Source organism: Pseudaminobacter soli (ex Li et al. 2025), from assembly GCF_003012705.1.
In the GTDB taxonomy this organism is placed as follows: domain Bacteria; phylum Pseudomonadota; class Alphaproteobacteria; order Rhizobiales; family Rhizobiaceae; genus Pseudaminobacter; species Pseudaminobacter soli.
This window is the reverse complement of the sequence record NZ_PXYL01000004.1, coordinates 190984-215522: the sequence shown is the minus strand read 5'-3', so window position 1 is coordinate 215522 and position 24539 is coordinate 190984. Positions and strand designations below refer to the sequence as shown.

Annotated in this window: 25 protein-coding genes; 18 read left to right on the top strand and 7 right to left on the bottom strand. The window is 62.1% G+C overall.

The genetic code is table 11. From position 1 onward, the window contains the following. The first annotated feature begins 20 nt into the window (after positions 1-20). The 5 genes from C7I85_RS09935 to greA all read left to right on the top strand — a co-directional run bounded on the left by C7I85_RS09935 (position 21) and on the right by greA (position 4163). Positions 21-1187, top strand: a complete 1167-nt coding sequence (locus C7I85_RS09935) for an acetyl-CoA acetyltransferase (RefSeq protein WP_106723809.1) — start codon at positions 21-23, stop codon at positions 1185-1187. Further along, positions 1184-1924: an SDR family NAD(P)-dependent oxidoreductase gene (locus C7I85_RS09930; RefSeq protein WP_106723808.1), complete on the top strand. Its 741-nt coding sequence runs from the start codon at positions 1184-1186 to the stop codon at positions 1922-1924. Before C7I85_RS09935 ends, C7I85_RS09930 begins: the two co-directional genes overlap by 4 nt. Positions 1925-1964: 40 nt before the next feature. Further along, positions 1965-2459, top strand: coding sequence for a hypothetical protein (locus C7I85_RS09925; protein ID WP_106723807.1), 495 nt, complete (start codon positions 1965-1967; stop codon positions 2457-2459). Positions 2460-2563: 104 nt separating this feature from the next. Further along, complete coding sequence (locus C7I85_RS09920; protein WP_106723806.1) at positions 2564-3568, top strand: asparaginase; 1005 nt, start codon at positions 2564-2566, stop codon at positions 3566-3568. Positions 3569-3689: 121 nt separating this feature from the next. Then, on the top strand, positions 3690-4163 hold the full coding sequence (gene greA, locus C7I85_RS09915) for a transcription elongation factor GreA (protein WP_106723805.1): 474 nt from the start codon (positions 3690-3692) through the stop codon (positions 4161-4163). A gap of 10 nt (positions 4164-4173) precedes the next feature. Here greA and C7I85_RS09910 read toward each other — a convergent pair whose 3' ends face one another. From C7I85_RS09910 to C7I85_RS09895, 4 genes are all read right to left on the bottom strand, one after another. Beyond that, on the bottom strand, positions 4174-4563 hold the full coding sequence (locus tag C7I85_RS09910) for a type II toxin-antitoxin system death-on-curing family toxin (protein WP_106723804.1): 390 nt from the start codon (positions 4561-4563) through the stop codon (positions 4174-4176). After that, positions 4560-4781, bottom strand: a complete 222-nt coding sequence (locus C7I85_RS09905; RefSeq protein ID WP_106724093.1) for an AbrB/MazE/SpoVT family DNA-binding domain-containing protein — start codon at positions 4779-4781, stop codon at positions 4560-4562. The genes C7I85_RS09910 and C7I85_RS09905 overlap by 4 nt, the downstream gene beginning before the upstream one ends. Positions 4782-4846: 65 nt before the next feature. Further along, positions 4847-6973: a methylmalonyl-CoA mutase gene (gene scpA / locus C7I85_RS09900; RefSeq protein WP_106723803.1), complete on the bottom strand. Its 2127-nt coding sequence runs from the start codon at positions 6971-6973 to the stop codon at positions 4847-4849. Positions 6974-6975: 2 nt separating this feature from the next. Beyond that, positions 6976-8412, bottom strand: coding sequence for a methylmalonyl-CoA mutase subunit beta (locus C7I85_RS09895; RefSeq protein WP_106723802.1), 1437 nt, complete (start codon positions 8410-8412; stop codon positions 6976-6978). Between the two features lie 299 nt (positions 8413-8711). Between C7I85_RS09895 and C7I85_RS09890 the strand changes: the two genes are divergently transcribed. After that, positions 8712-10226 (top strand): helicase HerA-like C-terminal domain-containing protein, encoded by a 1515-nt coding sequence (locus C7I85_RS09890; protein WP_106723801.1) that lies wholly within the window; start codon positions 8712-8714, stop codon positions 10224-10226. A 69-nt stretch (positions 10227-10295) separates the two neighbouring features. Here the strand turns inward: C7I85_RS09890 and C7I85_RS09885 are convergent, their stop codons facing one another. Together C7I85_RS09885 and C7I85_RS09880 are read right to left on the bottom strand one after the other, a co-directional pair. Beyond that, positions 10296-11036, bottom strand: coding sequence for a L,D-transpeptidase (locus C7I85_RS09885; RefSeq protein ID WP_106723800.1), 741 nt, complete (start codon positions 11034-11036; stop codon positions 10296-10298). A gap of 200 nt (positions 11037-11236) precedes the next feature. Continuing rightward, complete coding sequence (locus C7I85_RS09880) at positions 11237-11905, bottom strand: haloacid dehalogenase type II (RefSeq protein WP_106723799.1); 669 nt, start codon at positions 11903-11905, stop codon at positions 11237-11239. 215 nt (positions 11906-12120) lie between these two features. Between C7I85_RS09880 and C7I85_RS09875 the strand changes: the two genes are divergently transcribed. From C7I85_RS09875 to C7I85_RS09860, 4 genes are all read left to right on the top strand, one after another. Continuing rightward, positions 12121-12999, top strand: coding sequence for a branched-chain amino acid aminotransferase (locus tag C7I85_RS09875; protein ID WP_106724092.1), 879 nt, complete (start codon positions 12121-12123; stop codon positions 12997-12999). Positions 13000-13167: 168 nt separating this feature from the next. After that, complete coding sequence (locus tag C7I85_RS09870) at positions 13168-13764, top strand: superoxide dismutase (protein ID WP_106723798.1); 597 nt, start codon at positions 13168-13170, stop codon at positions 13762-13764. Positions 13765-13931: 167 nt separating this feature from the next. Continuing rightward, positions 13932-14372 carry a c-type cytochrome gene (locus C7I85_RS09865; RefSeq protein WP_106723797.1) on the top strand — a complete coding sequence of 147 codons (441 nt, stop codon included), beginning with the start codon at positions 13932-13934 and terminating at the stop codon, positions 14370-14372. Between the two features lie 10 nt (positions 14373-14382). After that, positions 14383-15336 carry a cytochrome c gene (locus C7I85_RS09860; RefSeq protein ID WP_106723796.1) on the top strand — a complete coding sequence of 318 codons (954 nt, stop codon included), beginning with the start codon at positions 14383-14385 and terminating at the stop codon, positions 15334-15336. A 100-nt stretch (positions 15337-15436) separates the two neighbouring features. Here the strand turns inward: C7I85_RS09860 and C7I85_RS09855 are convergent, their stop codons facing one another. Next, positions 15437-17554: a S9 family peptidase gene (locus C7I85_RS09855; protein ID WP_106723795.1), complete on the bottom strand. Its 2118-nt coding sequence runs from the start codon at positions 17552-17554 to the stop codon at positions 15437-15439. Positions 17555-17853: 299 nt separating this feature from the next. Here C7I85_RS09855 and C7I85_RS09850 point away from each other — a divergent pair, with 299 nt between their 5' ends. The 8 genes from C7I85_RS09850 to C7I85_RS09815 all read left to right on the top strand — a co-directional run bounded on the left by C7I85_RS09850 (position 17854) and on the right by C7I85_RS09815 (position 24457). Continuing rightward, entirely contained in the window at positions 17854-20220 is a 2367-nt protein-coding gene (locus tag C7I85_RS09850) for a putative monovalent cation/H+ antiporter subunit A (protein WP_106723794.1), read from the top strand. Further along, positions 20208-20627, top strand: coding sequence for a Na+/H+ antiporter subunit B (locus C7I85_RS09845; protein ID WP_106723793.1), 420 nt, complete (start codon positions 20208-20210; stop codon positions 20625-20627). The genes C7I85_RS09850 and C7I85_RS09845 overlap by 13 nt, the downstream gene beginning before the upstream one ends. Next, entirely contained in the window at positions 20627-21004 is a 378-nt protein-coding gene (locus C7I85_RS09840) for a Na+/H+ antiporter subunit C (RefSeq protein ID WP_106723792.1), read from the top strand. The genes C7I85_RS09845 and C7I85_RS09840 overlap by 1 nt, the downstream gene beginning before the upstream one ends. Before the next feature lie 2 nt (positions 21005-21006). Beyond that, positions 21007-22581, top strand: coding sequence for a Na+/H+ antiporter subunit D (locus C7I85_RS09835; protein ID WP_106723791.1), 1575 nt, complete (start codon positions 21007-21009; stop codon positions 22579-22581). Next, complete coding sequence (locus C7I85_RS09830; RefSeq protein ID WP_106723790.1) at positions 22581-23054, top strand: Na+/H+ antiporter subunit E; 474 nt, start codon at positions 22581-22583, stop codon at positions 23052-23054. The genes C7I85_RS09835 and C7I85_RS09830 overlap by 1 nt, the downstream gene beginning before the upstream one ends. Beyond that, positions 23051-23383, top strand: a complete 333-nt coding sequence (locus C7I85_RS09825) for a cation:proton antiporter (protein WP_106723789.1) — start codon at positions 23051-23053, stop codon at positions 23381-23383. Before C7I85_RS09830 ends, C7I85_RS09825 begins: the two co-directional genes overlap by 4 nt. After that, positions 23380-23739, top strand: a complete 360-nt coding sequence (gene mnhG / locus C7I85_RS09820; protein ID WP_106723788.1) for a monovalent cation/H(+) antiporter subunit G — start codon at positions 23380-23382, stop codon at positions 23737-23739. The genes C7I85_RS09825 and mnhG overlap by 4 nt, the downstream gene beginning before the upstream one ends. Positions 23740-24031: 292 nt before the next feature. Continuing rightward, positions 24032-24457: a MucR family transcriptional regulator gene (locus C7I85_RS09815; RefSeq protein ID WP_106723787.1), complete on the top strand. Its 426-nt coding sequence runs from the start codon at positions 24032-24034 to the stop codon at positions 24455-24457. The last annotated feature ends 82 nt before the right edge of the window (positions 24458-24539 follow it).

Here is a 24539-nt window from a genome sequence, read left to right as displayed (position 1 = left end):
ACCGGAATTCGGAGAGTCTCATGACTGCTTGTATCGTCGGATGGGCGCATTCGCGCTTCGGCAAACTCGAAGGCGAAACGCTCGAAAGCCTGATCACCAAGGTGGCGGCCGAGGCGCTCGACCATGCCGGTCTCGGCCCGGACGACGTCGACGAGATCGTGCTCGGTCATTTCAATGCCGGCTTCTCGGCGCAGGATTTTACGGCGAGCCTTGTGCTGCAGACGGATGACCGCCTGCGCTTCAAGCCCGCGACGCGCGTGGAAAACGCGTGCGCGACCGGCTCGGCGGCCGTACGTCAGGGCATCCGCGCCATCGACGCCAAGGCTGCCAGGGTGGTGCTGGTGGTGGGGGCGGAGCAGATGACGACGACGCCCGGCGCCGAAATCGGCAAGAACCTCCTGAAGGCCTCCTATCTGCCGGAAGATGGCGATACGCCCGCTGGCTTTGCCGGCGTCTTCGGCAAGATCGCGCAGGCCTATTTCCAGCGCTATGGCGACCAGTCGGACGCGCTGGCCATGATCGCGGCCAAGAACCACAAGAACGGCGTCGAAAACCCCTATGCGCAGATGCGCAAGGATCTCGGCTTCGAGTTCTGCCGCACCGAAAGCGAGAAGAACCCCTTCGTTGCCGGTCCGCTCAAGCGCACCGACTGCTCGCTCGTGTCGGACGGCGCGGCCGCGCTGGTGCTGATGGACAGCTCGGACGCGCTGGCGATGCGCCGCGCGGTGGCCTTCCGTGCCAATGAGCATGTGCAGGATTTTCTGCCGATGTCCAAGCGCGACATCCTCGCCTTCGAAGGCTGCGAGCAAGCATGGAAGCATGCGCTGAAGAAGGCCGGCGTGGCGCTGGACGACCTGTCCTTCGTCGAGACGCATGACTGCTTCACCATAGCCGAACTGATCGAATACGAGGCGATGGGGCTCGCCAAGCCGGGCGAGGGCGCGAAGCTTGCGTTGGACGGCTACACCGCCAAGGATGGCAAGCTGCCGGTCAATCCTTCCGGAGGGCTCAAGGCCAAGGGCCATCCGATAGGCGCCACCGGCGTTTCCATGCATGTGTTGACCTCGATGCAGTTGACCGGCGAGGCCGGCGGCATTCAGGTGCCGGGCGCGAAGCTCGGCGGCATCTTCAACATGGGCGGCGCTGCGGTCGCCAACTACGTCTCGATCCTGGATCGCATTAGATGAGACATTCGGCCGTCGTCACCGGAGGCGCATCGGGTATAGGCATTGCCATTGCTCGCCGGCTTCTGGATGACGGCTGGCCGGTGGCGATCATCGACATAGACGAACAGGCGCTGATCGCCGCCGAGGATCTGTTCGCCGACGAGAACGCCATTTTCATCCAGGCGGATGTTACCGACGAAGACGAGCTCGACGCAGCCTTCGACGAGGTGGTGGACCGGCTCGGTTTGATCGGCGGCTTGGTCAATGCAGCGGGCATCGCGCGCGACGCCTCCGCCGAGGAAACCAGTGCCGAACTGTTGCGCGAGCTTCTCGATGTCAATCTGGTCGGCGCCTTCATCGCGGCCAAGGCAGCGCTGGAGCGCATGGGGCAGACCTTGTCTGTCGTCAACATTTCCTCGGTTTCGGGCATGCGCGCCAATCGCGGCCATCTTGCCTATGGCGCCTCCAAGGCAGGCGTGAAGCTGATGTCGGATGTGTTGGCTCTGGAGTTCGGTAGTCGCGGCGTGCGTGTCAATTGCGTCGCACCCGGACCCACGGATGATGCGGCCTCGGAGGGGTGCTCCATCGAGGCTCGGCGGGTTTGGATCGGCCGCGTGCCGCAGGCGCGCTATGGCGAACCGGAAGAGGTTGCGGCGGCCGTGGCCTTCCTCCTGTCGCCCGAGGCGAGCTTCATCAATGGGCACACGCTTGCCGTCGACGGCGGCTTTCTGTCGGCGGGAGTGACTGCCGAAGCCTAGATAGTGCCGCTGCGGGCGAGCTCGGGGAGAGGGGATCGGAATGCGACTGAACGCCATCTTCTTGGCTATGTGCTTCACTGTGGGCGGGTTGTCCAATGCGCTGGCGGCCCAAACCGCCACCGAGCTTGCCAAAGCCTTCTGCCAGACGCGGGTGGAGGACAATGCAGCGGGCACCCGCAACTTGCTCACGCCTTCATTGCGAGATGCGGTCGCTGAGGCGGAGAACCGCAACGACGCCATCGCCAAGGCTAATCCGGACGACAAGCCGCCTTTTGGCGACGGCATTCCCTATCAGACCTATCCCGACCTCGCGCCGGTCTGCGAACCGGGAACAGTCACCGACACGGATGGCCGCACCCTGGTGGAGGTGAGCTACAAGTTTCCCCAGACGCCCGAAGCCGGCTGGACCGATCGCATAGCGGTGCTTTCCACGCCCGAAGGCTGGCTGATCGACGACGTCCTCTATGAAGCGCCGGCCGATCAGACCGAGGCGCTCACTTTGCGTATGGTTCTGGAAAGCGCCTTCGACGACTAAGGCGACCAGACAAGACTGGCCGTCCGTGGCCGGATTTCCCTTGCATCGGCTCGCGGTGCAGTTATCAAGTCCCTCGCAATCGTGAGTTTCGAGGTCAATACTTCATGTCGAATCCGGTTCTGGTCGAAGTCCTGCGGGGCGATATCGTTGAAAGCAGGCATCGCGGCGCAATCGCGGTCTTCGATGCGGACGGCAAGGCCGTTCTGGAAATCGGCGATACGATGCGGCCGACCTTCCCACGCTCGGCGGTGAAGTCGATCCAGGCGTTGCCGCTGGTGGAGACCGGCGCGGCGGATGCCTATGGCTTCGGCGACAAGGAATTGGCGCTGTCCTGCGCCTCGCACGACGGCGAGGCCGGGCATGTGGAGCTAGCTCGCGCCATGCTGGCGAAGGCGGGGCTGGATGAGCAGGCGCTCGAGTGCGGAACGCACTGGCCGTCCAGCCAGAAGGCGACCATCGAACTGGCGCGCAGCGGCGGCACGGCAAATGCCCTGCACAACAATTGCTCGGGCAAGCATTCGGGGTTCTTATGCGCCTGCTGCCACGCCGGCATCGAGCACCGCGGCTATGTGAAGGCCGGACACCGGTATCAGGAGATGCTCTGCGAAGCGCTGGAGAACGTGACTGGTGCCGCGCATAGCGCCGACAATCGCGCCATCGACGGCTGCTCGATCCCCACCTATGCGGTGCCGCTGCGCAACCTCGCGCATGGCTTTGCGCGGATGGCGACGGGTGTCGGGCTCGGAGAGGAGCGCGCCAAGGCTGCCCGCCGGCTGTTTGCCGCGTGTATGGCCGAACCGTTCCATGTGGGCGGCAGTGAAAGCTTCGACACCCTGCTGATGGGCCGCGCGCCTGGCCGGCTGTTCGTCAAGGTCGGTGCGGAAGGCGTGTACTGTGCGGCGGTACCGGAACTCGGCCTTGGCATCGCACTGAAATGCGACGATGGCGCTTTCCGTGCGGCGGAAGTGATGGTCGCGACGGTCATGGCGAAGCTTGTGGCCGGCGACGAGACGCTGACCGGAATACTGCGCGAGTTCATGAATCCGGTTTTGACCAACCGGAATGGCATGGTCGTGGGCGGTTTGCGGCCTACGGCAGCGTTGGCGTAGACCATTTTCGGCCGAAAAAGCTCCCACCTTTACTTGCTGGCGGCAAGCATGCCAGCGGTTGTGTGCTTCACCACCTATTGGGGAGCTTGTGCGAAGTATTGCCAAAGCATAAGCTCTCTACATGAGCAGAGCTTTTACCCGCGAAGAAGACAGTGAGAAAGCGATCGCAGACATTGGCGAACGGCCGGTCAGCGAACACCGCAACCTTGTGACCGAGAATGGCCTGGCCATGATCGACGCCAACCTCGCCGCGCTGCGCGAGGATCTGGCGGAGGCGGAACGCGAGGGCAATCGCGAACGCATTGCGCTGGTTTCGCGCGACCTTCGCTATTGGGCGTCCCGCCGCGAGACGGCGGAACTGTCAGTTCCGGAAGCTGACAGCGACGTCGTGCGCTTCGGCATGACCGTGTCGATCGAGGACGAGGACGGCCACTCGAAGACCTGGAAGATTGTCGGTGAGGACGAAGCCGACCCCTCGAAGGGCACGATCTCGCACGTCTCGCCGATGGCGGTGGCACTGTTCGGCAAGGGCGTGGGCGACACCGCCGTCGTCAATGGCAAGGAATGGGAAATCGCGGCGCTGAAGGTGGGGTGACCGATAGGGATCAGCCGGATATCGGTTGCGTGTAGTCACGAAAGAAGGCGGCCGCTCCTGCCTCATCGATCTCGCCTGCGGCGACGCCCATGACGAAGGTGTAGAGCGTCCCATCATCTGCCGTCAGCATGCAACCATTGATGATTAGGAAAGCGCCGGCAGCAACGATCGCTGTACGCTTGTTGCCGTCGACGAAGGCATGGTTGCGGGCAATCCCAAAGATGTACGCCGCGGCGAGTTCGTGAACACTCGGATTGCCGTAAGCGGTCTTGTTCACAGGCCGTGCGAGTGCGGATTCCAAGGCATTCTCGTCTCGAATGCCTTGGAATCCGCCATGCCGCCGCAACTGCTCGGCGTGCATCGCTTCCACTGCGCGCCTGGAGAGAAATTGCCAGCTCATTCAGCGAGCTTCTGAAGCGCGACCTTATATTTGTCCATGACTTCGCGCGCGGCAGCCATTTGCCGCTCGAAAGCATCGTCGACGGGCCTCAATGTAAAGCCATCCTTGTCTTCGATCAGCTCGAGGCTGTCACCTGCCTTGAGGTTCAGACGATTGAGCGTCTCCTTGGGGATGATCACCCCTTCGGAATTGCCGATCTTGCGAATGACAGTGTTCATCGTCGCCTCCGTCATTGTTATAACGGGAGATATAACACTCGCCGCGTATTGCTACAAGCAGTGGGCTAGTTCGGCTGATTCAGCCTCTCCAGCAACCGCTCCGCAGCTTCTGGTATGACAGTGCCGGGCGGGAAAATCTCGGTTGCTCCTGACTGGAGGACGGCATCGTAGTCCTGAGGCGGGATCACGCCGCCGGCGACGATCATGATGTCCTCGCGGCCGAGCCGTTTCAGTGCGTCGCGGAGCTCGGGGATCAGTGTCAGATGGCCGGCTGCCAGAGACGACGCTCCGACGATGTTGACATCGTTTTCGGCCGCGAGCTTGGCGATCTCTTCCGGCGTCTGGAACATGGCGCCGACGGTCACGTCGAAGCCGAGGTCGGCAAAGGCGGTGGCAATCACCTTCTGGCCGCGGTCATGGCCGTCCTGGCCCATCTTGGCGACGAGTATGCGCGGCTTCGAACCGTTCTTCTTTTCGAAGACCTCGATCAGCTTTTGCACGCGATCGGCGGTGGCGTTCTCGCCCATCTCCGAACGGTAAACGCCGGAGATCGTCTGCACCGTCGCGACGTGGCGGCCAAAGGCCTTTTCCAGCGCGGACGAGATTTCGCCCACGGTTGCCTTGGCGCGCGCGGCACGGATCGCGAATTCCAGAAGGTTTTCATTGCCATGCGCGGCTTTGGTCAGCGCGTCGAGAGCGCTTTCGACCGCGGCCACGTCGCGCGTGCCCTTGAGTTCCTGCAGCTTGGCGAGCTGGCGGGCGCGCACCTCGGCGTTGTCGACCTTGAGTACGTCGACTTCGATGTCCTGCTCGGGGCGGAAGGCGTTGACGCCCACAAGCGCCTGTTCGCCAGAGTCGATGCGGGCCTGGGTGCGCGCGGCGGCCTCCTCGATGCGCAGCTTCGGGATGCCGCGTTCGGTGGCGGCGGCCATGCCGCCAAGGTCCTCGACCTCCTCGATATGCGCAAGCGCGCGCATGGCAAGATCATGCGTCAGCCGCTCGACATAGGTCGAGCCGCCCCACGGGTCGATGATGCGGGTCGTGCCCGACTCCTTCTGGAGGATCAACTGGGAGTTGCGAGCGATGCGCGCGGAATGGTCGGTGGGCAGCGCCAGCGCTTCGTCGAATGAGTTGGTGTGCAGCGACTGGGTATGGCCCTGCGTTGCTGCCATCGCCTCGATCATCGTGCGCATGATGTTGTTGTAGGGGTCCTGCGCGGTGAGCGACCAGCCCGACGTCTGGCAATGCGTGCGCAGCGAAAGCGAACGGTGGTCCTTGGGCGAAAAATTCTTCTGCATCAGGCTCGCCCAGAGCAGGCGCGCGGCGCGCATCTTGGCGACTTCCATGAAGAAGTTCATGCCGATGGCCCAGAAGAACGACAGGCGCGGTGCGAACTTGTCGATGTCGAGGCCGGCCGCCACGCCGGCGCGCGCATATTCGATGCCGTCGGCGATGGTGTAGGCGAGCTCCAGATCCGCCGTCGCTCCCGCTTCCTGCATGTGATAGCCGGAGATCGAGATCGAGTTGAACTTCGGCATATGATGCGAAGTGTAGGAGAAGATGTCGGAAATTATCCGCATTGAGGGCTTGGGCGGATAGATGTAGGTGTTGCGCACCATGAACTCTTTCAGAATGTCATTCTGAATGGTTCCGGCGAGGTCTTTTTGGGCAACGCCCTGTTCTTCGGCGGCGACAATATAGAGCGCCATGATCGGCAGCACCGCGCCGTTCATGGTCATGGAGACGGTCATCTGGTCGAGCGGGATGCCGTCGAACAGCTGCCGCATGTCGAGGATGGAATCGATCGCCACGCCAGCCATGCCGACGTCGCCGGCCACGCGCGGATGGTCGCTGTCATAGCCGCGATGGGTGGCTAGATCGAAGGCGACGGAAAGGCCTTTCTGGCCGGCGGCGAGATTGCGCCGGTAGAAGGCGTTGGACTCCTCGGCCGTCGAGAAGCCGGCATACTGACGGATCGTCCAGGGCTGCTGGACATACATGGTCGGGTAGGGGCCGCGGATATAGGGCGCAATGCCCGGATAGGTGTCGAGATAGGGCAAGTCGGCCAGGTCGTGCGGGCCATAGCGATGCTTGACTGCGATGCCTTCCGGCGTGTGCCAGATCTCTGCCTCGGTGCCGGCCTCTTCGAGGCATGGATCCGTCCAGCCGAGCTTGGAAAAATCGGGAATCATTCTCAAGCTCCGATCAGTTCATCAAGCCGCGCGGCCGGCAGGGGCTGGCAGAAGACCGTGCCGTCGGTCGGCGCAGGGCGGCGCGGAGCGGCGAGCGTCTCGACAGGCCGCTCGGCGGCCAGGGGATAGACGGTCGTGCCGACCAGGGCGCGTTTGCCCTCGGCGTATTCGGCTGCGCGACGGTCACGCGCTTCGAGGACACGCTTCTGGACATTGCCCCTGGCAAGGCTGTGCAACAGGCCGCCTTCCGTCTCGATGAGCTGGAATTCGCGCCATGCGGCCTCGCAAAGCTCGGCGGTAAGGGCCTCAACGCCGCCCGAGCCGGAAGCCGGATCGGCAACGAAACCGAGATGGCTTTCGCGGGCCATGATCAGCTGCGTGTTACGGGCGACGCGCCGCGCAAAGGCGTCGGGCAGGCCGTGTGCGATCGTGTGCGGCAAGATGGACACGGAATCCGCACCACCGACGGCTGCGGCAAAGCTTGCGAGCGTCGTGCGCAGGATGTTCGTTTCGGGATCCTTCAGCGTCATCATCCGATAGGACGTCTCGGCGTGGATCGTAGCCGGGCTGGGCTGGATGGAGCAGCTCTGCTGGACGCGGGCCCAGAGCTTTCTCAACGCCCTGATCTTTGCCATGGACAGGAACTGGTCCTGGTCGACGCTGAGCGAGAAACCGATATGCGGCGCGGCATAGACAAGCGCCTGCCGGGCATCTTCGAACAAGCGCAGATGCGCAACGGCGGAAGCCATCATCACGCCCAGTTCCTGCGCTTCGGTGGCGCCGGCATTGTGCAGCACTCGGCCATCGGCTTCCAGCAGCACGCCGGGCACGCCAAGCGCGAAGAAGTGCGCCAATGATTGCGGCATCGAGGCCTGCAACGCCTCGATCGACATGCGCAGCCGTCCGGTGCCGGCGAAGATCGCCGCCGGATCGATGCCGAAGGAAAGGTTGAGCCTCGACGGGTCGACGCGGCGCTTGGCGAGGATGGCCACCAGCCAGTCGGCCATGGCACGGCTCGATGGGTGCACGTCGACGCGCAGATAGGTGCGGTTGAGTGCGACGCCTTCGAGAACCGTTTCCAAAACTTCGGCCGAAGCGGGAAGGCCGTAGCCGAAGGAATTGGGCGCTCCTTCGAACACCAGAGCAAGACCGGTCGCGCCCTGCTCGATCTCATGCAGCGCCTGCGCGTTGGCGCGAACGGGGTCGGTGTCGTCAATGCGCTGGGCTATGATCCAAGGGGCATCGGGATTTTTGCGCGCCAGGAACTCGGCAGTATCAGGCCGATCGTACAACGGCTCGATGCGCAAGCCGTCGTCGGTGTGCGAAACCAGAGTTTCCTCCAATGATGCACCGGCCAGCGCTTTCTGCGCCAGGGCCAGCCACCGGTCCCGATCGCTTGGGGGAAACTTGACATCGCTGAAAACGGTACGCGCGTCCATCTTGGCTCCTCTAGCCTGACCGATCCAGTCTGGCTGAATTTACGGTCGTCGCCTCCCTGCCGCAATGCAACATAGGTTTGGCACGGCGACAAAATATGACACGGAAATGCGCTGCATTGGATAACAACGACATTCCCTCTCTGGATTGCCAAACCAGCGGGGGGACTGCAACCCTCAAACGGCGAAATCGGTCGTTCGCCGTTGTCGCGCTGCGCCCGCGCAACTATACCATTCTAATGGCTTTTAGGGTGCGCGACGCATCCGGCGGCCGACTTATGGAATCCGGAGACAGAGAAAATATGGCGCAGGAAGACAGCCTTTTCATCGGTGCCAGCCGCAAGCCGGATGACAGCTATCAGCAGCGCGAAGAATTGCTCCTGAAATACGGCAATCGCCACGGGCTGATTACCGGCGCGACCGGTACCGGCAAGACCGTGACGCTGCAGATCCTGGCCGAAGGCTTTTCGGAGGCCGGCGTTCCGGTGTTCTGCGCTGACGTGAAGGGCGATCTGTCGGGCATCGCCTTGCCGGGCGAGCCGAAGGATTTTCTGCTCAAGCGCGCCGAGGCGGTGAAGCTGGACCCTTACGAGTTCCACAAAACGCCTACGATCTTCTGGGACCTGTTCGGCGAGCAGGGGCACCCGATCCGGGCCACGATCAGCGAGATGGGGCCGCTCTTGCTGTCACGTCTGATGAACCTCACCAATGCGCAGGAAGGCGTGCTGAACATTGCTTTCCGGATCGCCGATGAGGAAGGCCTGCTTCTGCTCGACCTGAAGGACCTTCAGTCGATGCTGGCCAACATGGCCACACGCTCCGACGAACTTTCGGCGCGCTACGGCAATGTCAACAAGGCCTCGGTGGGGGCCATCCAGCGCTCGCTTCTGGTGCTGGAGCAGCAGGGCGGCGCCAACTTCTTCGGCGAGCCGGCGCTGCGGATTTCAGATCTCATGCGCACGGATCGGGACGGACGCGGCATGGTCAATGTGCTGGCCGCTGAAAAGCTGATGACCAACCCGCGGCTCTATTCGACCTTCCTGCTCTGGCTGCTTTCCGAGTTGTTCGAGCAACTGCCGGAGGTCGGCGACCCAGACAAGCCACGCCTGGTGTTCTTCTTCGACGAAGCACATCTTCTGTTCAACGAGGCGCCGAAGGCGCTTCTCGAACGCATCGAGCAGGTCGTGCGGCTGATCCGCTCGAAGGGCGTGGGCGTCTATTTTGTCACGCAAAATCCGCTCGACGTGCCCGAGACGGTGCTGGCCCAGCTGGGCAACCGCATCCAGCACGCGCTGCGCGCCTATACCCCGCGCGAGACCAGCGCGGTGAAGACGGCCGCCGGCACGTTCCGGCCCAATCCCGATTTCAATACGTTTGAGGCCATCACCAGCCTCGGCACCGGCGAGGCACTGGTCTCCACGCTCGAGGAAAAGGGAATTCCGTCGATGGTGCAGCGGACGCTGATTCGCCCGCCATCCTCGCGGATCGGTCCGCTGACGCCTGAAGAACGGCGGCGGGTGATGGATGCGAGCCCGGTCGCAGGCCAGTACGACCAGATGATCGATCGCGAATCGGCGTTCGAGATCCTGCAGAAGCGGGCCAGTCAGTCGGCCCAGGGCGAAGCGCCATCAAACGGTGGCGGGTGGACGCTACCGGACTTCGGCGGAAACCGTAATGGAAATCAGCGTACGAGCCAACCGCGCCCGTCGAACCGCCAAACGGTGACGGAAGCTGCAGTGAAATCCGTGGTGAGGTCGGTGGGATCTACCCTGGGCCGCGAACTCGTGCGCGGCATCCTCGGCATTCTCAGGAAGTAGAAAAGGAAATCGCGGCGCCGGTTGCCCGGGCCGCGATCTGAACCTTGGATCGGGATCGTGAGGCGTGACTCAGGCCACGCCGCCGCCAATGCTACCCGTCACCAGGATCGGCGTCTTGTTGGGAACGCGGTCGTAGAGATCGATGATGTCCTGGTTCATCAGGCGCACGCAGCCCGAGGAAACGGACTTGCCGATCGAGAACCACTCCGGCGAGCCGTGCAGGCGATAAAGCGTGTCCTGGCCGTCCTTAAAGATATAAAGAGCGCGCGCGCCGAGCGGGTTCATGAGGCCAGGCTGCATGCCGCCATTGGCGGCGCTGTACTTGGCCAGTTCCGGCTGACGGCCGATCATTTCATCCGGCGGCGTCCAGGTCGGCCACTTGCGCTTCCACTGGATGACGGCGCGGCCCGACCATTCGAAGCCGGCGCGGCCGAGACCGACGCCATAGCGCATAGCCTCACCACCCTCGCGAACGAGATAGAGGAAGTGGTTGGTGGTATCGACCACGATGGTGCCGGGGCGCTCGCCGGTCGGGTCCTGCACGACCTGGCGCAGGAAGCGCTTGTTCATCTTCTTGATCGGAATCGCAGGAAGCTGGAAGCCTTCATCTTCCATCGGGCCATACATCATGGCGTAGTCGCCGAAGGCCGGGTCGACGCTGGCCTGGGGCGCATAGGCTACCGGGCCGCTGCCTTCAGTGTAACGTGAGACTGTGCTGCAGGCGGAAACTGCAAAGGAAGCGGCACTGACGGCTGCCGCCCCCAAGAAACTGCGACGGCTGAGCCGGGGGGAAAAATTCGAGTCGGTCATGGATGCCCTTCTAATTCCGAATGCCGAATTGAATAACTAACGACATTGCAAAAAACCGTGAACGCTCCGCGAGCGGGGCGTTGTCCCTCCCACATAAGATTGGACGCGATAGATGGTTCCGAATCTGGCGTCAGGGTGATGAAAGAAAGGCAATGGTGTGACCGCCAAGTCACTGTGATATTTGGGTCACTTTTTCCCAACTAGTCCCGCTCGTCGGTCAGCAGGCCATTGAGCGAAGGCAGGATCAGCCCCGGCTGCAGGTCGCGATATTCGTCCGGCTGGTTGGTCCGGTTGATCCAGACGGTGCGGAAGCCGAATCGCGTGGCCCCGGCCACGTCCCAGCGGTTTGACGACTGGAACGACACCGCATGTGGATAAAGCCGCCAACCGGTCGTCACCATGTCGTAGACGTCCGGGGCGGGTTTGAAACGGCGAACGGCGTCGACCGAGAAGATGTCATCGAGAACCTGGTCGAGAGCGGCCGACTTGACGGCGGCCTCCAGCATCGCCGGCGAGCCGTTGGAGAGGATGGCAAGCCGTGCTCCACTGTCCTTCAGCGCCTTCAGGACAGCTGGGACCTCAGGATAGCAGTCGAGATGCCAGTAGGCGTCGAGCAGTTCCTGGCGCAGCTTGCGGTCGGCCGAAGGCACTTTGAGGAAGGCGAAATCCAGCGCCTGCTCGGTCAGTTGCCAGAAGTCGACATAAGATCCCATCAGCGAGCGCGTCCAGGAATATTCGAGCTGCTTTGCCCGCCAGATGTCGGACAAAAGCTGACCGTCCGGGCCGATCGCCGCCGCATGGCGCCGGACCGCCGCGTGCACGTCGAATAAGGTACCGTAAGCGTCGAAGACAAAGGCGGTGTGGTGCATGGGACCTCTCGTCCGCCATCAAGGCGCAAACGCAACACAAACCACCTTATTGCGCGCAACCGCTGGCATCAACATTTCCCGGGAACGGCCGGTTGACGGGCGCTGTCAAAGCGTCTTCCATGCCGGCACATTCAATTGGATAGACCATGATGTCGTCCGAAAACCGGTTCCCACTTTTCGGCATCATGGTCTAGGGTCAGAAGATGGACAATGCCATGTCACTTGCAGCTGCAGCGCAGACCAAAACCTGGACCTATGTCGACGGCGATTGGTACGAAGGCAACGTTGCTATCATCGGGCCGCGCAGCCACGCCATGTGGCTCGGCACCACGGTTTTCGACGGCGGCCGCTGGTTCGAGGGCGTGGCTCCCGACCTCGACCTGCATTCGGCGCGAGTGAACAAATCGGCGACCGCGCTCGGTCTCGAACCGACCATGAGCGCCGACGAGATCATCGGGCTTAGCTGGGACGGCCTGAAGAAGTTCGACGGCAACACCGCCGTCTATGTTCGTCCGATGTATTGGGCTGAGCATGGTGGCTATATGGGCGTGCCGGCCGACCCCGCTTCGACGCGATTCTGCCTGTGCCTCTACGAGTCGCCGATGCAGCCGCCGTCCGGCTTCTCGATCACCGTGTCGCCCTTCCGTCGCCCGACCATCGAGACCATGCCCACCAATGCCAAGGCGGGCTGCCTCTACCCGAACAATGCGCGCGCCATCCTCGAAGCGCGCAAGCGCGGCTTCGACAACGCGCTGGTGCTCGACATGCTGGGCAATGTCGCCGAGACGGGCTCGTCCAACATCTTCCTGGTCAAGGACGGCCATGTGTTCACGCCTGCGGCCAACGGAACCTTCCTTGCCGGCATCACGCGCTCGCGAACCATTTCGCTGCTGGCCGACTATGGCTTCCGCACCACCGAGAAGGTGCTGACCGTGAGCGATTTCATGGAGGCCGACGAGATTTTCTCGACCGGCAACCACTCGAAGGTCATTCCAGTGACACGGATCGAGGGCAGGGAACTGCAGCCCGGTCCGGTCGCCCGGAAGGCGAGGGAGCTCTATTGGGAGTGGGCGCATTCCACGCCGGCGGCGTGAGCATTTTATTGTCGAAAGGCCCCATCTGGCGGCAGGAAACAGGCTGCCACTTTTCGTGATGATGCTCTAGAAGGAGCGGACGACGACCGGGGGTTGTTCGGGAACGATTTAAACATATTTGTGTCCGGTACGACGCGACCGGCGATTGCCAACGAGGGAGTATGACCGATGGCTTTTGAACTGCCCGCTTTGCCCTATGACTACGAGGCGCTTCAGCCTTTCATGTCGAAGGAAACGCTCGAATACCACCACGACAAGCACCACAAGGCCTATGTCGACAACGGCAACAAGCTGGCCGCCGAAGCCGGCATGGAAAACCTGTCGGTCGAGGAAGTGGTCAAGCAGTCCTTCGGCAAGAACGCAGGCCTCTTCAACAACGCGGCCCAGCACTACAACCACATCCATTTCTGGAAGTGGATGAAGAAGGGCGGCGGCGGCAACAAACTGCCGGCGGCTCTGCAGAAGGCCTTCGACAGCGATCTCGGCGGCTACGACAAGTTCAAGGCCGATTTCATCAACGCAGGCGTCACGCAGTTCGGTTCGGGCTGGGCCTGGGTTTCGGTGAAGAACGGCAAGCTTGAGATCTCCAAGACGCCGAATGGCGAGAACCCGCTGGTTCACGGCGCGACCCCGATCCTGGGCGTCGACGTGTGGGAGCACTCCTACTACATCGACTACCGCAATCTGCGCCCGAAGTACCTCGAGGCCTTCGTCGACAACCTCATCAACTGGGACCACGTCCTGGAACTCTACGAAAAGGCCTGAGCCTTCTCGGAAGAAAGAAACCCCGGCCTGCGCCGGGGTTTTTTTGTTTTCGGCAGAGAGGTTTCGATCTGCAGATAACGAAACCGTGAAGAGCATGTCAGGATATTTTCGTCCAACTTCCCGGCTAGCGTTTCGAGACAGCTGATTTGCAACCCGGAGGTTATTTTATGCGACGACTGATACTTGCCATCTCTGCTGTAGCACTTACCGCCACGGCAGCTCTCGCAGACCCGATCTCTGAGCGCCAGGCGATCATGAAGTCGAACGGAAAGGCCCTGAAGAGCATTTCCGCAATAGCCAAGGGCGAGCAGCCCTTCGATGCCGACAAGGTGATGGCGGCCCTGAAGACGCTGAATGAGGATGCCCAGAAGATCGACGTAGAAAAGCTGTTTCCGGACGGGAGCCAGACCGGCGGGGACACGACCGCTTCGCCGAAGATCTGGGACGATATGGCCGGCTTCCAGAAGGCAGTCGACAAGTTCAAGGCCGACACCGCCTCGGCCGTCACAGCTTCGCCCGCCAGTCTGGACGACTTGAAGGTCGAGTTCGGCAAGGTGGCCAAGAACTGCAGTTCCTGCCACGAGGGCTTCCGTATCAAGAAGGGATGATCCCGGCCCAATGGGTGTCGCTGCAAGACTTGCCATGGGGGCGGTTGCGCTGTGCGTTCTCGGGGGCGCCACGTTCTGGTATCTGACCGCGCCGGTGCGGCTTGACCCGATCCGGTTGGCCGGATTGGGGACAGGCGACGCAGCCAAGGGCGAGCGCATCTTCTGGGCAGGGGGCTGCGCCTCCTGCCACGCACGGCCGAAGGCCGAGGGTGGTGCCAAGCTGGAACTAGCCGGCGGTGTCGAGCTGAAGACGGCCTTCGGCACCTTCGTAGCCCCAAATATCTCGCAGGATCCGAAGGACGGCATCGGCGCCTGGTCCGTGGAGGATTTTGCCAACGCCCTGATGAAGGGCGTCTCACCTTCGGGCGAGCATCTCTACCCGGCCTTTCCCTACACCTCCTATGCGCGAATGAAGGTAGGCGACGTTGCCGATCTCTACGCCTATATGAAGACGTTGCCGTCAGTAGCAGGCAAAGCCCCTGACCATTCGCTGCGCTTCCCGTTCAACATCCGGCGGGGGCTGGGCCTTTGGAAACTGCTCTATCTCGATGACGATCCGGTCGTTGAGTTTCCCGAGAAGATGCAGGAACCGGTGCTGCTCGGCCGTTATCTCGCGGAAGGACCAGGCCACTGTGGCGAGTGTCACACGCCACGCCAATTCACCGGCGCCACGAACGACGGCAAATGGCTGGCCGGCGCCACCGCCGCGGAAGGCAATGGCATCGTTCCCAACATCACATCGGGGCAGGGCGGCATCGGCTCGTGGTCCGAGGACGACATCTCCAATTATCTCGAGACCGGCTTCACGCCGGACTTCGATTCGGTCGGCGGCACGATGGTCGAGGTCCAGAAGAACATAGCCAGGCTGACGCCCGAGGACCGCGCAGCGATCGCTGCCTATCTGAAGGCGATACCGCCGCACCCGAACGGCTACCCGCCGCGCAAGGCAAAGCCTGCGAGCTAAGGCATGGTCCCGAAAAGTTACGGACTTTTCGGGAAGGATCCTTCAAAAACCATGTCCTAGAGCGAGGTATCTCGCTCTAGGATTCACAGCTTCTCGATGATCACTTCGTTGGCTCAACCGCCGTCTTGCCGGTGACCTTCAGCGCGAAGCCGTAGATGTAGGCGATCTCCTCGAGCCGCGAGAAGCGGCCGGAGGCGCCAGCGTGGCCGGCATCCATGTTGATCCGGAACAGTACCGGATTGGAGTCGGTCTTCAGCTTGCGCAGGCGCGCGACCCACTTGGCCGGCTCCCAATAGGTGACGCGCGGGTCGGTGAGGCCGGCAACGGCCAGGATTGGCGGATAGTGCATGGCCTCGACATTGTCGTAGGGCGAATAGGCCGCAATGGTCTTGTAGGCGGCCTCCGAGGCGATCGGATTGCCCCATTCGGGCCATTCCGGCGGCGTCAGCGGCAGGGTGTCGTCGAGCATTGTCGTCAGCACGTCGACGAAAGGAACCTCGGCGATGATGCCGCCGAAGGCTTCGGGCGCCATGTTGGCGATCGAGCCCATCAACATGCCGCCGGCCGAGCCGCCCTCGGCTACAATGCGGTCGTGCGAGGTGTAGCGCTCCGCCACCAGATGCCGGGCGGCGGTGATGAAGTCGTGGAACGTGTTGGTCTTCTTTTCCCGCTTGCCGTCCTCGTACCAGGCATAGCCCTTGTCCTTGCCGCCGCGGACATGTGCGATGGCATAGACGAAGCCGCGATCGACCAGCGAAAGGCAGTTGGTGTTGAAGGATGCAGGAATGGTGATGCCGTAGGAGCCGTAGCCGTAGAGCAGGCACGGCGCGGAGCCGTCGAGTGGCGTGTCGCGGTGATAGATCAGCGAGATCGGCACCAGTTCGCCGTCATGCGCCGGCGCCATCAGGCGACGGGTGACGTAGTTTTCGTGGTTGTGGCCCGAAGGCACTTCCTGCGTCTTCAGCAGCACCCGCTCGCGTGTCCGCAAATTGTAGTCGAAGAGCTGGCTGGGCGTCGTCATCGACGAATAGGAGAAGCGGATGACGTCGGTGTCATATTCATAGGAGCCGGAAAGGCCGAGCGAATAGGCCTCCTCCTCGAAGGCGATCATGTGCTCCTCGCCGCTGTTGCGATCGCGGATGACGATGCGGGGGAGGCCGTCCTTGCGTTCAAGTCTGACCATGAAGTCCTTGAAACCGAGCACCGAAAGGATGAGGCGGCCGGGCTCGTGCGGAACGAGGTCCTTCCAGTTGGCGCGGACCGGGTCGGAAACCGGCGCGGTCATGATCTTGAAATCTGTGGCGCCGTCGGCGTTGGTCAGGATGAAGAAGATGTCGCCGCCTTCCTCGAGATCGTATTGCAGTCCGGTCTGGCGCTTCGCCACCAGCAGCGGCTTGGCCATGGGGTCGGCCATGCTGAGCAAATGGTATTCCGACGTTTCGTGGTCGTTGATGCCGATGAAGATCCAGTCCTTGCGGCGGGAGCCGGCGACATTCATGAAGAAGCCGGGATCGGTCTCCTCATGGATGAGGCGGTCTTCGGCAGGATCAGTGCCGAGCGCGTGGAAGAATATCTTCGAGGGGCGATGATTCTGGTCGAGCCGGGTGTAGAAAAACCCGTCATTACCGGCATTCCAGACACCGCCGCCGCCGGTGTCCTCGATCTGGTCGGCCAGGTCTTTGCCGGTGGTCAGGTCGCGAACGTGCAGCGTGAAGAACTCCGAGCCCTTGTCGTCGAATGCCCAGAGCAGGCGGTCATGGTCGGAGGAGTGATCGAGCCCGCCGATGCGGAAATATGCCTTGCCTTCGGCCTCCAGGTCGCCGTCGAGGATGATTTCCTCCGGCCCGCCGTCGCGCGGGGTGCGGAAATAGCGCGGCTGCTCGCCGCCCTTCTTGAAGGAGGAGCCGTAGGCGTAGGGGCCGTCCTTCATCGGCACGGAGGAGTCGTCCTCCTTGATGCGCCCCTTCATCTCCTGGAACAGGGTCTTCTGCAACTCGACCGTGTCGGCCATGAGGGCGGTCTGGTAGATGTTCTCAGCGTTCAGGTGGTCGCGGATCGACGGCTCGAGCGTCGTCGGATCGCGAAACACTTCCTGCCAGTTGTCGGCCCGCAGCCAAGCGAATTCGTCGACGCGGGTAATGCCGTGTCGCGTATCTTCGGTTGGTCGCTCTTCGGTCGTCGGGGCCTGTATCTGGGGAAATGTGCCGGTACTGGTCATTGCATCTCGCTTCGATTGAACTGTCGACCGTCGAATGAACACGCCGACGCCGTCGGGTTCAAGAGTTGTTTGTCCTATGGCTGCCGGATTCCGATGCTTCAGGAAATAGGCCGAGCCGCGGCGCTGTCGATGGCGCCAATAGCGGCCAAGTTTTGACAATGTCATGTGCGAGCAGTTGCTGCGACACTGAGGAACTGTGGATAGGCCCGTAAAGACTTGCCGACGAGGCTTGGCCTGCTTATTCCAATATCCTTATATCCTGCCGACATGTGACGAAGTTGCTCGCATCGGCCCGTAGAGTGAAGACGGGGGACCGGCCGCTGACATTTTTTGCGTTGATACTGCCGTTTCTGGCCGCTGCCGCGGCCCCCATCTTAACGCGCATATTGAAGCACAATGCAGCGTGGGTCCTTGCGCTCGCGCCACTTTGGATCTTCTCGCACTTTTGCGGAATGCTCGGCGCCATTGCCGGCGGCGGCACGGTGAGTGGCGGATTCGACTGGATCCCGAGCCTCGGCGTTCGCTTCTCCTGGTATATGGACGGCCTTTCGCTGACTTTCGCGCTACTGATCTCCGGCATCGGCACGCTGATCGTGCTTTATTCGGGCGGCTACCTGAAAGGCCATGAACATCAGGGGCGCTTTTTCTCCTTCATCCTGATGTTCATGGGGGCGATGCAGGGCCTGGTCGTTTCCGACTCCTTCCTGATGCTCTTCGTCTTCTGGGAACTGACCTCGATCACTTCCTTCCTGCTGATCGGCTTCGATCACCGCCGCGAGGCGTCGCGGCGGGCTGCGCTGCAGGCCCTGGTGGTGACCGGGCTGGGTGGCCTTTCGCTGCTGGCGGCCCTGCTGGTCGTCTGGTCGGCCACGGGACAAAACGAGCTGTCGACGCTGCTGGCGTCGGGCAATGTCCTGAGGGAGAGCCCGTTCTACCTTCTTGCGTTGATACTGCTGCTGGGCGGCGCCTTCACCAAGTCGGCGCAGTTTCCGTTCCACTTCTGGCTGCCAAATGCCATGGAGGCGCCGACGCCCGTGTCGGCCTATCTGCACTCGGCCACCATGGTGAAGGCCGGTGTCTATCTGTTGATGCGGCTGAACCCGGTGATGGGCGATACGGCGCCCTGGGAGACGATCCTGCCGCTATTCGGCGGTGCGACCCTTTTCGTCGGCACGCTGCTGGCGGTTCGCCAGACCGATCTCAAGCTGATGCTGGCCTACACCACCGTCGGTTCGCTCGGCCTTCTGGTGATGCTGACGGGCTTCGGCTCCGAGACCGCGGTCGAGGCGGCGGTGCTCTATCTGATCGCACATTCCATGTTCAAGGGCGCGCTGTTCATGGTGGCCGGGCTGGTCGACCACGAAACCGGCACGCGCCATATCTCCTCGCTGAGCGGCCTGCGCGGTGCCATGCCGATAACCTTCACCGCGGGTCTCCTGGCTGCGCTTTCGATGGGCGGCGTGCCGCTGTTCTTCGGCTTCCTCGCCAAGGAGGAAATCTATGCCGCACTGGCGATCGGCGGTGGCTGGGCAACGCTGGCCTTGCTGGTGGCGCTTATCGGAAATGTGCTGATGTTCGCGATAGGCTTCACCGTCGGGCTGAAGCCGTTCATCGGGCCGATGGGCAATGCGCCGAAGAAGGCGCACGAGGGCCCAATTCTGCTCTGGCTCGGCCCGTTGGTTCTTGCCCTGTCGGGCTTTGCGGCGGCGCTCTACTCGCCTCTGGCCCATCACCTGCTTTCGAGCCCGATGGCGAGCGCGGTCGCCGGCCAATCGTTGACCGTCGAAATCTCGACGCTCCCGCATATCGGCGCGCCCCTGTTCCTGTCGGCGCTGACGATCGTGCTGGGCATTGAGGCCTATTTGACCCAGGCGAAATTGCGGGCGGGGATGGTTTCGCTGCTTGCGGCCATCGGCTGGGGACCGGATCGCGGCTTCGACCAGGCCATGCGCGGTCTCGTTCGCCTCGCCGTGCGTGTGACGAGGATCGTCCAGAACGGCAGGCTCGATTTTTATCTGACGGTCGTCTTCATCGCCGTGGCGCTGGCGCTTCTGGTGCCGATGATCATGTTCGGCGAGTTGCCGTCCATGCCGTCCTGGCCCGACCTTCGCTTCTACGAGCTCACGGTCATGGCAATCGCGGTGATCGGTCTTGGTGCCGTGGTCTATGCCAAGGACCGGCTGACCGCCATCGTTTCGCTCGGCATCCAGGGCTTCGCGGTCGCGCTTCTGTTCATGCTTCTGGGCGCCCCGGACCTGTCGTTCACCCAGTTCATGGTCGAGACGCTGTCGGTCGTCATCCTCGCGCTCGTGATGACGCGCCTGAGACTGGCGGTGACGGAGCATCGGCCCTTCGGGCAAAAGGCGCTCGACATCACCGTATCGACCGCCTGCGGCGTGGCCTTCGCGCTGCTGCTGCTCAAGGTAACCCAGCTGCCATTCGACGCCACTCTGAGCAGCTTCTTCGAAGCCCATTCGAAGGCGATTGCGCATGGCCGCAACATCGTCAACGTCATCATCGTCGACTTCCGCGGACTCGATACGCTGGGTGAAATCTCCGTGGTCATGATCGCCGGGCTCTCGATCCTGGCATTGATCCGCGTTCGCGCGAAGGGCCACGAAAAGGTCAAAACGACCCGCCAGGAGCAGGCACCATGCGAACACTGATCTTTCGCACCGCCGCGCCTTACCTCAGCAGCCTGATGCTGCTGTTCTCGGTATTCGTGCTGCTGCGCGGCCATAACGAACCGGGCGGCGGCTTCATCGGCGGGCTGATCGCCGCGTCCGCCTTTGCCATCCTCGGCATTGCCTACGGCGCGCCGGCGGTGCGCCGTGCTATGTATTTCCATCCGATGGCGATCTCCGGCTTCGGCCTGTTCCTGTCGGCGCTTTCGGGACTGCTGTCCTACGCCTTCCGCGTGCCGTTCCTCACCGGGCTCTGGACTTCGGTGCACGTCCTTGGGGTCGAGGTCGACCTGTCGACGGTGATGTTCTTTGACATTGGCGTCTATCTGGTCGTCGTCGGGTCCATCACCTCGATCGCGCTGGCGCTCGAGGAAAGGGAGGACGGCTGATGGAACCCGCTTTCGCAGTGCTCGTCGGACTGTTCTTTGCAGTCGCGATCTATCTGATGCTGTCCAAGCATGTGATCCGCATCCTGCTTGGCGTTGCGATCTTCGGTAATGCCGTGAACCTCCTGATCTTCACGTCGGGCAGGGTGATGCGCGAGGTGGCAGCCATCATTCCCGAGGGTGCAACCACGCTCGCCGGGCCGGTCGCCAATCCGCTGCCGCAGGCACTGATCCTGACGGCGATCGTCATCTCCTTCTCGTTCTTCGCCTTCCTGCTGGTGCTGGCCTACCGTGCCTATCAGGAACTCGGCACCGACGACACCGACGGCATGCGCGTTGCCGAACCGGAAGGCGAGCCCCTTCCGCCGATAGGGTACTGACGATGGCGGGCGAAAGTGCAAAGGCGGTCGATGTGGCCGGCGCGATGATTACCGGGCCGGTACCTGCTGTCGATTGGCTGATCGTGGCACCTGTGCTCATTCCGCTGGTCTTCGGCGCGCTGCTGCTGATGTTCCGCCATGAAATGCGCTGGCACGGCATCGTGGCCCTGATCGGCTTGGCTGCGCTGGTCGGCGCAGATGCGGCGTTGCTGTCGCGGGTTCTGGAGCACGGGCCGCTGTCCATGACCATGGGCAGCTGGCTGCCGCCTTTCGGCATTTCCTTTACGGCTGATGCGTTGGGGGCGACCTTCGCGCTGACCGCGGGCATCGTCGCCTTCGTCTGCGCTATCTTCGCCCTCCGCGACATCGACGTGTCCGGCCGCCGCTATGGCTTCTACCCGTTCCTGATGCTCATGATGACGGGTGTCAGCGGTGCGTTCCTCACCGGCGACATCTTCAACCTCTACGTCTGGTTTGAGGTTTTCGTCATCTCGTCCTTTGGCCTGCTGGTCCTGGGTTCCGAGCGCGCGCAGATCGATGGCGCCACCAAATATGCGATCCTCAATCTCGTCGGGACGACGCTGTTCCTGATTGCTACGGCCTATCTCTATGGCACCTTCGGCACGCTCAACATGGCCGATATCGCCCGCAAGGCGCAGACCATAAGCGAAGCCGCGCCGCTGATGACGCTGGCGACGCTCTACCTGCTGGCATTTGGCATGAAGGCAGCGGCATTTCCGGTGAATTTCTGGCTGCCGGCCTCCTACCACACGCCGCGCATCGTTGCGGCGGCGCTGTTCGGCGGTTTGCTCACCAAGATCGGCATCTATGCGCTGCTGCGCACGCTGGTGATGCTGTTCCCGGTCGAGCGCGCCATCCTGGCCGACTTGATCGGCTGGGTCGCGGTCGCCACCATGATCCTGGGCGTGCTCGGCGCGCTGGCGCAGTCGGACACGCGGCGAGTGTTCGGCTTCCTGGTGATATCGGGCGTCGGCGTCATGATGGCCGGGCTTGCGCTCGGCACCGAAACGGGACTTTCCGGCACGATCTTCTATGCCGCGCATTCCATGCTGATCATGACCGCGCTCTATCTGCTGGCCGGCGTGATGAAGGAGATGGGCGGCAGCTTCTCGCTGCATGAACTCTCCGGCCTCTATCGTGCCTCGCCGCTGTTGACCGGGATTGCGCTGCTGCTGGCGCTGGCCATTGCCGGCCTGCCGCCGGCATCCGGCCTTTGGCCGAAGGTGCTGCTGGTCAAGGCTGCTGTCGATGCGAACGCCTGGTGGCTGGCGGGAGCCATCCTGCTGACGGGCTTCCTGACGACGATCGCCATGGGCCGCATCTTCCTTTTCGCGTTCTGGCGGGACGCCCCGGCAAAGGGCGTGGCGAAGGTCTTCGATCCTGCGACAGCGGCGCGGCCGGTGGTTGGCCAGGGCGTGCTGGTGGTGCTGACGGTGCCCATCGTGCTTCTCGGCGTGTTCCCCGAACCCGTCATCCGGGTCGCGAACATGGCGGCAGCAGGCCTGCTGCATAGCTCGGCCTATATCAACGCGGTCTTTCCGGCGGGAGGCGGCTGATGGCTCTTTCGTTGGGCATTTTGTTGCTGGCTCTGGCCTGGGCGGCGATCACCGGCTCGTTCTCGCTTCCCAACCTGCTGTTCGGGCTGCTGCTGGGCGGCATCAGCCTCTATCTGGTGAGGGATCAGATCGGCTCGTTCCGTAGCGCGGCTCGCATCGGGCGGGTGATTTCGCTGGCCATCCTGTTCGTGAAGGAACTGATCCTGTCTGCCTGGCGCGTGGCCAAGCTGGTGGTATCGCCGAAGATGGATCTCAAGCCGGGCATCTTCGCCTATCCGCTCAGGGTCGACCGCGATTTCGAGATCACGCTGCTGGCCAATCTGATCACGCTGACGCCGGGAACGCTCTCGGTCGATGTCTCCGACGACAGGCGTCTGCTTTATGTCCACGCCATCGATTGCTCAGATCCGGATGCCGCGCGGCGCGACATCGCCGATGGCTTCGAACGCAAGATCATGGAGGCGTTCCGATGATCGCCGGGGAAACCTTTCTGTCCTACTGCGTGCTGATTGCTCTGGCGCTGCTGTGTCTGTCGTTCCTGCTCACGGTTCTGCGCGTGCTGAAGGGCCCCACGCTTCCCGATCGAATCCTCGGGCTGGACATGCTCGTGGCGGTCGCAATTGGTTTCATCGCCGTCCTCGGCATCAGAACGGGCTTTTCCTTCCACGTCGACATTGCAATTGCGCTCGGCCTGGTCGGATTTCTCGCCACCGTGGCATTTGCCCGCTTCGTGATGAGCCGCAAGCCGGAGGATGCGCCCCACCGCCCGGCGTCCGGGGCGGATAGGGAGACGAGGAGATGACGCTGCTGCTCGATTATGTCGCCGGCATCCTTGTGGTGATCGGAGCGATGTTCACGCTGGTCGCGTCGATAGGCCTGCTACGCCTTCCAGACCTCTACACGCGCATGCATGCGGCGTCGAAGGCGGGGACGCTCGGCTCCTGCGTGGTGCTGATTGCCCTGGCTGTCCAGTCGCAGGATCTGGCAATCGCCACGCGAGCACTCGCAGGAGTGGTATTCTTTCTGCTGACTGCACCGATCTCGGCTCATCTGCTGGCCAAGGCTGCTCATGCTGCGGGCTACCGTTTGTGGGAAGAGTCCGTGATGGACGATATTGCGAACGCTCCTCGCGCAGTTCACAAAACTACTCAAAGTTGATTTTTGTAAAATCCAAGACCTATTTCAATCGATCATATGCTTTGCTTGGCTGCATGCTGGATCGATCGGTCGTCGAAAGGCGCAGTAGCTCAAGTTTACATATGTGAATATTGGGCTTTAACCCCAGTCATGACACTAGATGACGAAATATTTAATTGACTTAATTAGCTGTGAAGTCCATTAAGATGTCAGACGCGAATCGTAATGGGCTGTCCCTGCGTTAACTCGCGCAAAGCCCCATCTCTACAAAAAAGGGGCGCCTTTCAAACTTACACTATGGGGCCTGAAGAAAATGGACGCTATCGAAACGCCGAACAGAAATCATGAGATGCTGATCGAATTGACAGCGGATGTTGTCGCCGCTTATGTCAGCAACAATCCTGTACCGGTCGGCGAATTGCCTAATCTCATTGCAGATGTACATGCTGCTCTTGGCCGCGTCGGCGGCACCGTCGAACAGCCGCCTGCCGACAAGCAGAAGCCGGCCGTGAATCCGAAGCGTTCGGTTCACGACGACTATATCGTCTGCCTTGAAGATGGAAAGAAGTTCAAATCGCTGAAGCGTCATCTGATGACGCACTATAACATGTCGCCCGACCAGTATCGTGAGAAGTGGGGTCTGGATGCCAACTACCCGATGGTGGCACCCAACTATGCTGCTGCCCGTTCTCAGCTTGCCAAGAAGATGGGGCTTGGCCGCAAGCGCAAGTCCAAGTAAGGACTGCAGGACTGGTTAGATAGATTTCAACGGCGCCTTCGGGCGCCGTTTTGCATTTGGCCTTGTGGTGACCCGCCTCGCC

Excerpts from the sequence above, each read along its gene's own strand:
- C7I85_RS09830 (WP_106723790.1), top strand. The coding sequence starts at position 22,581 with ATGGCTCTTTCGTTGGGCATTTTGTTGCTGGCTCTGGCCTGGGCGGCG.
- C7I85_RS09935 (WP_106723809.1), top strand. The coding sequence starts at position 21 with ATGACTGCTTGTATCGTCGGATGGGCGCATTCGCGCTTCGGCAAACTC.
- C7I85_RS09905 (WP_106724093.1), bottom strand. The coding sequence starts at position 4,781 with ATGAACACTGTCATTCGCAAGATCGGCAATTCCGAAGGGGTGATCATC.
- C7I85_RS09910 (WP_106723804.1), bottom strand. The coding sequence starts at position 4,563 with ATGAGCTGGCAATTTCTCTCCAGGCGCGCAGTGGAAGCGATGCACGCC.
- mnhG (WP_106723788.1), top strand. The coding sequence starts at position 23,380 with ATGACGCTGCTGCTCGATTATGTCGCCGGCATCCTTGTGGTGATCGGA.
- scpA (WP_106723803.1), bottom strand. The coding sequence starts at position 6,973 with ATGATTCCCGATTTTTCCAAGCTCGGCTGGACGGATCCATGCCTCGAA.
- C7I85_RS09930 (WP_106723808.1), top strand. The coding sequence starts at position 1,184 with ATGAGACATTCGGCCGTCGTCACCGGAGGCGCATCGGGTATAGGCATT.
- C7I85_RS09890 (WP_106723801.1), top strand. The coding sequence starts at position 8,712 with ATGGCGCAGGAAGACAGCCTTTTCATCGGTGCCAGCCGCAAGCCGGAT.
- C7I85_RS09815 (WP_106723787.1), top strand. The coding sequence starts at position 24,032 with ATGGACGCTATCGAAACGCCGAACAGAAATCATGAGATGCTGATCGAA.
- C7I85_RS09835 (WP_106723791.1), top strand. The coding sequence starts at position 21,007 with ATGGCGGGCGAAAGTGCAAAGGCGGTCGATGTGGCCGGCGCGATGATT.
- C7I85_RS09865 (WP_106723797.1), top strand. The coding sequence starts at position 13,932 with ATGCGACGACTGATACTTGCCATCTCTGCTGTAGCACTTACCGCCACG.
- C7I85_RS09860 (WP_106723796.1), top strand. The coding sequence starts at position 14,383 with ATGGGTGTCGCTGCAAGACTTGCCATGGGGGCGGTTGCGCTGTGCGTT.
- C7I85_RS09875 (WP_106724092.1), top strand. The coding sequence starts at position 12,121 with ATGTCACTTGCAGCTGCAGCGCAGACCAAAACCTGGACCTATGTCGAC.
- C7I85_RS09855 (WP_106723795.1), bottom strand. The coding sequence starts at position 17,554 with ATGACCAGTACCGGCACATTTCCCCAGATACAGGCCCCGACGACCGAA.
- greA (WP_106723805.1), top strand. The coding sequence starts at position 3,690 with ATGAGCAGAGCTTTTACCCGCGAAGAAGACAGTGAGAAAGCGATCGCA.
- C7I85_RS09870 (WP_106723798.1), top strand. The coding sequence starts at position 13,168 with ATGGCTTTTGAACTGCCCGCTTTGCCCTATGACTACGAGGCGCTTCAG.
- C7I85_RS09845 (WP_106723793.1), top strand. The coding sequence starts at position 20,208 with ATGCGAACACTGATCTTTCGCACCGCCGCGCCTTACCTCAGCAGCCTG.
- C7I85_RS09895 (WP_106723802.1), bottom strand. The coding sequence starts at position 8,412 with ATGGACGCGCGTACCGTTTTCAGCGATGTCAAGTTTCCCCCAAGCGAT.
- C7I85_RS09825 (WP_106723789.1), top strand. The coding sequence starts at position 23,051 with ATGATCGCCGGGGAAACCTTTCTGTCCTACTGCGTGCTGATTGCTCTG.
- C7I85_RS09880 (WP_106723799.1), bottom strand. The coding sequence starts at position 11,905 with ATGCACCACACCGCCTTTGTCTTCGACGCTTACGGTACCTTATTCGAC.
- C7I85_RS09840 (WP_106723792.1), top strand. The coding sequence starts at position 20,627 with ATGGAACCCGCTTTCGCAGTGCTCGTCGGACTGTTCTTTGCAGTCGCG.
- C7I85_RS09920 (WP_106723806.1), top strand. The coding sequence starts at position 2,564 with ATGTCGAATCCGGTTCTGGTCGAAGTCCTGCGGGGCGATATCGTTGAA.
- C7I85_RS09925 (WP_106723807.1), top strand. The coding sequence starts at position 1,965 with ATGCGACTGAACGCCATCTTCTTGGCTATGTGCTTCACTGTGGGCGGG.
- C7I85_RS09885 (WP_106723800.1), bottom strand. The coding sequence starts at position 11,036 with ATGACCGACTCGAATTTTTCCCCCCGGCTCAGCCGTCGCAGTTTCTTG.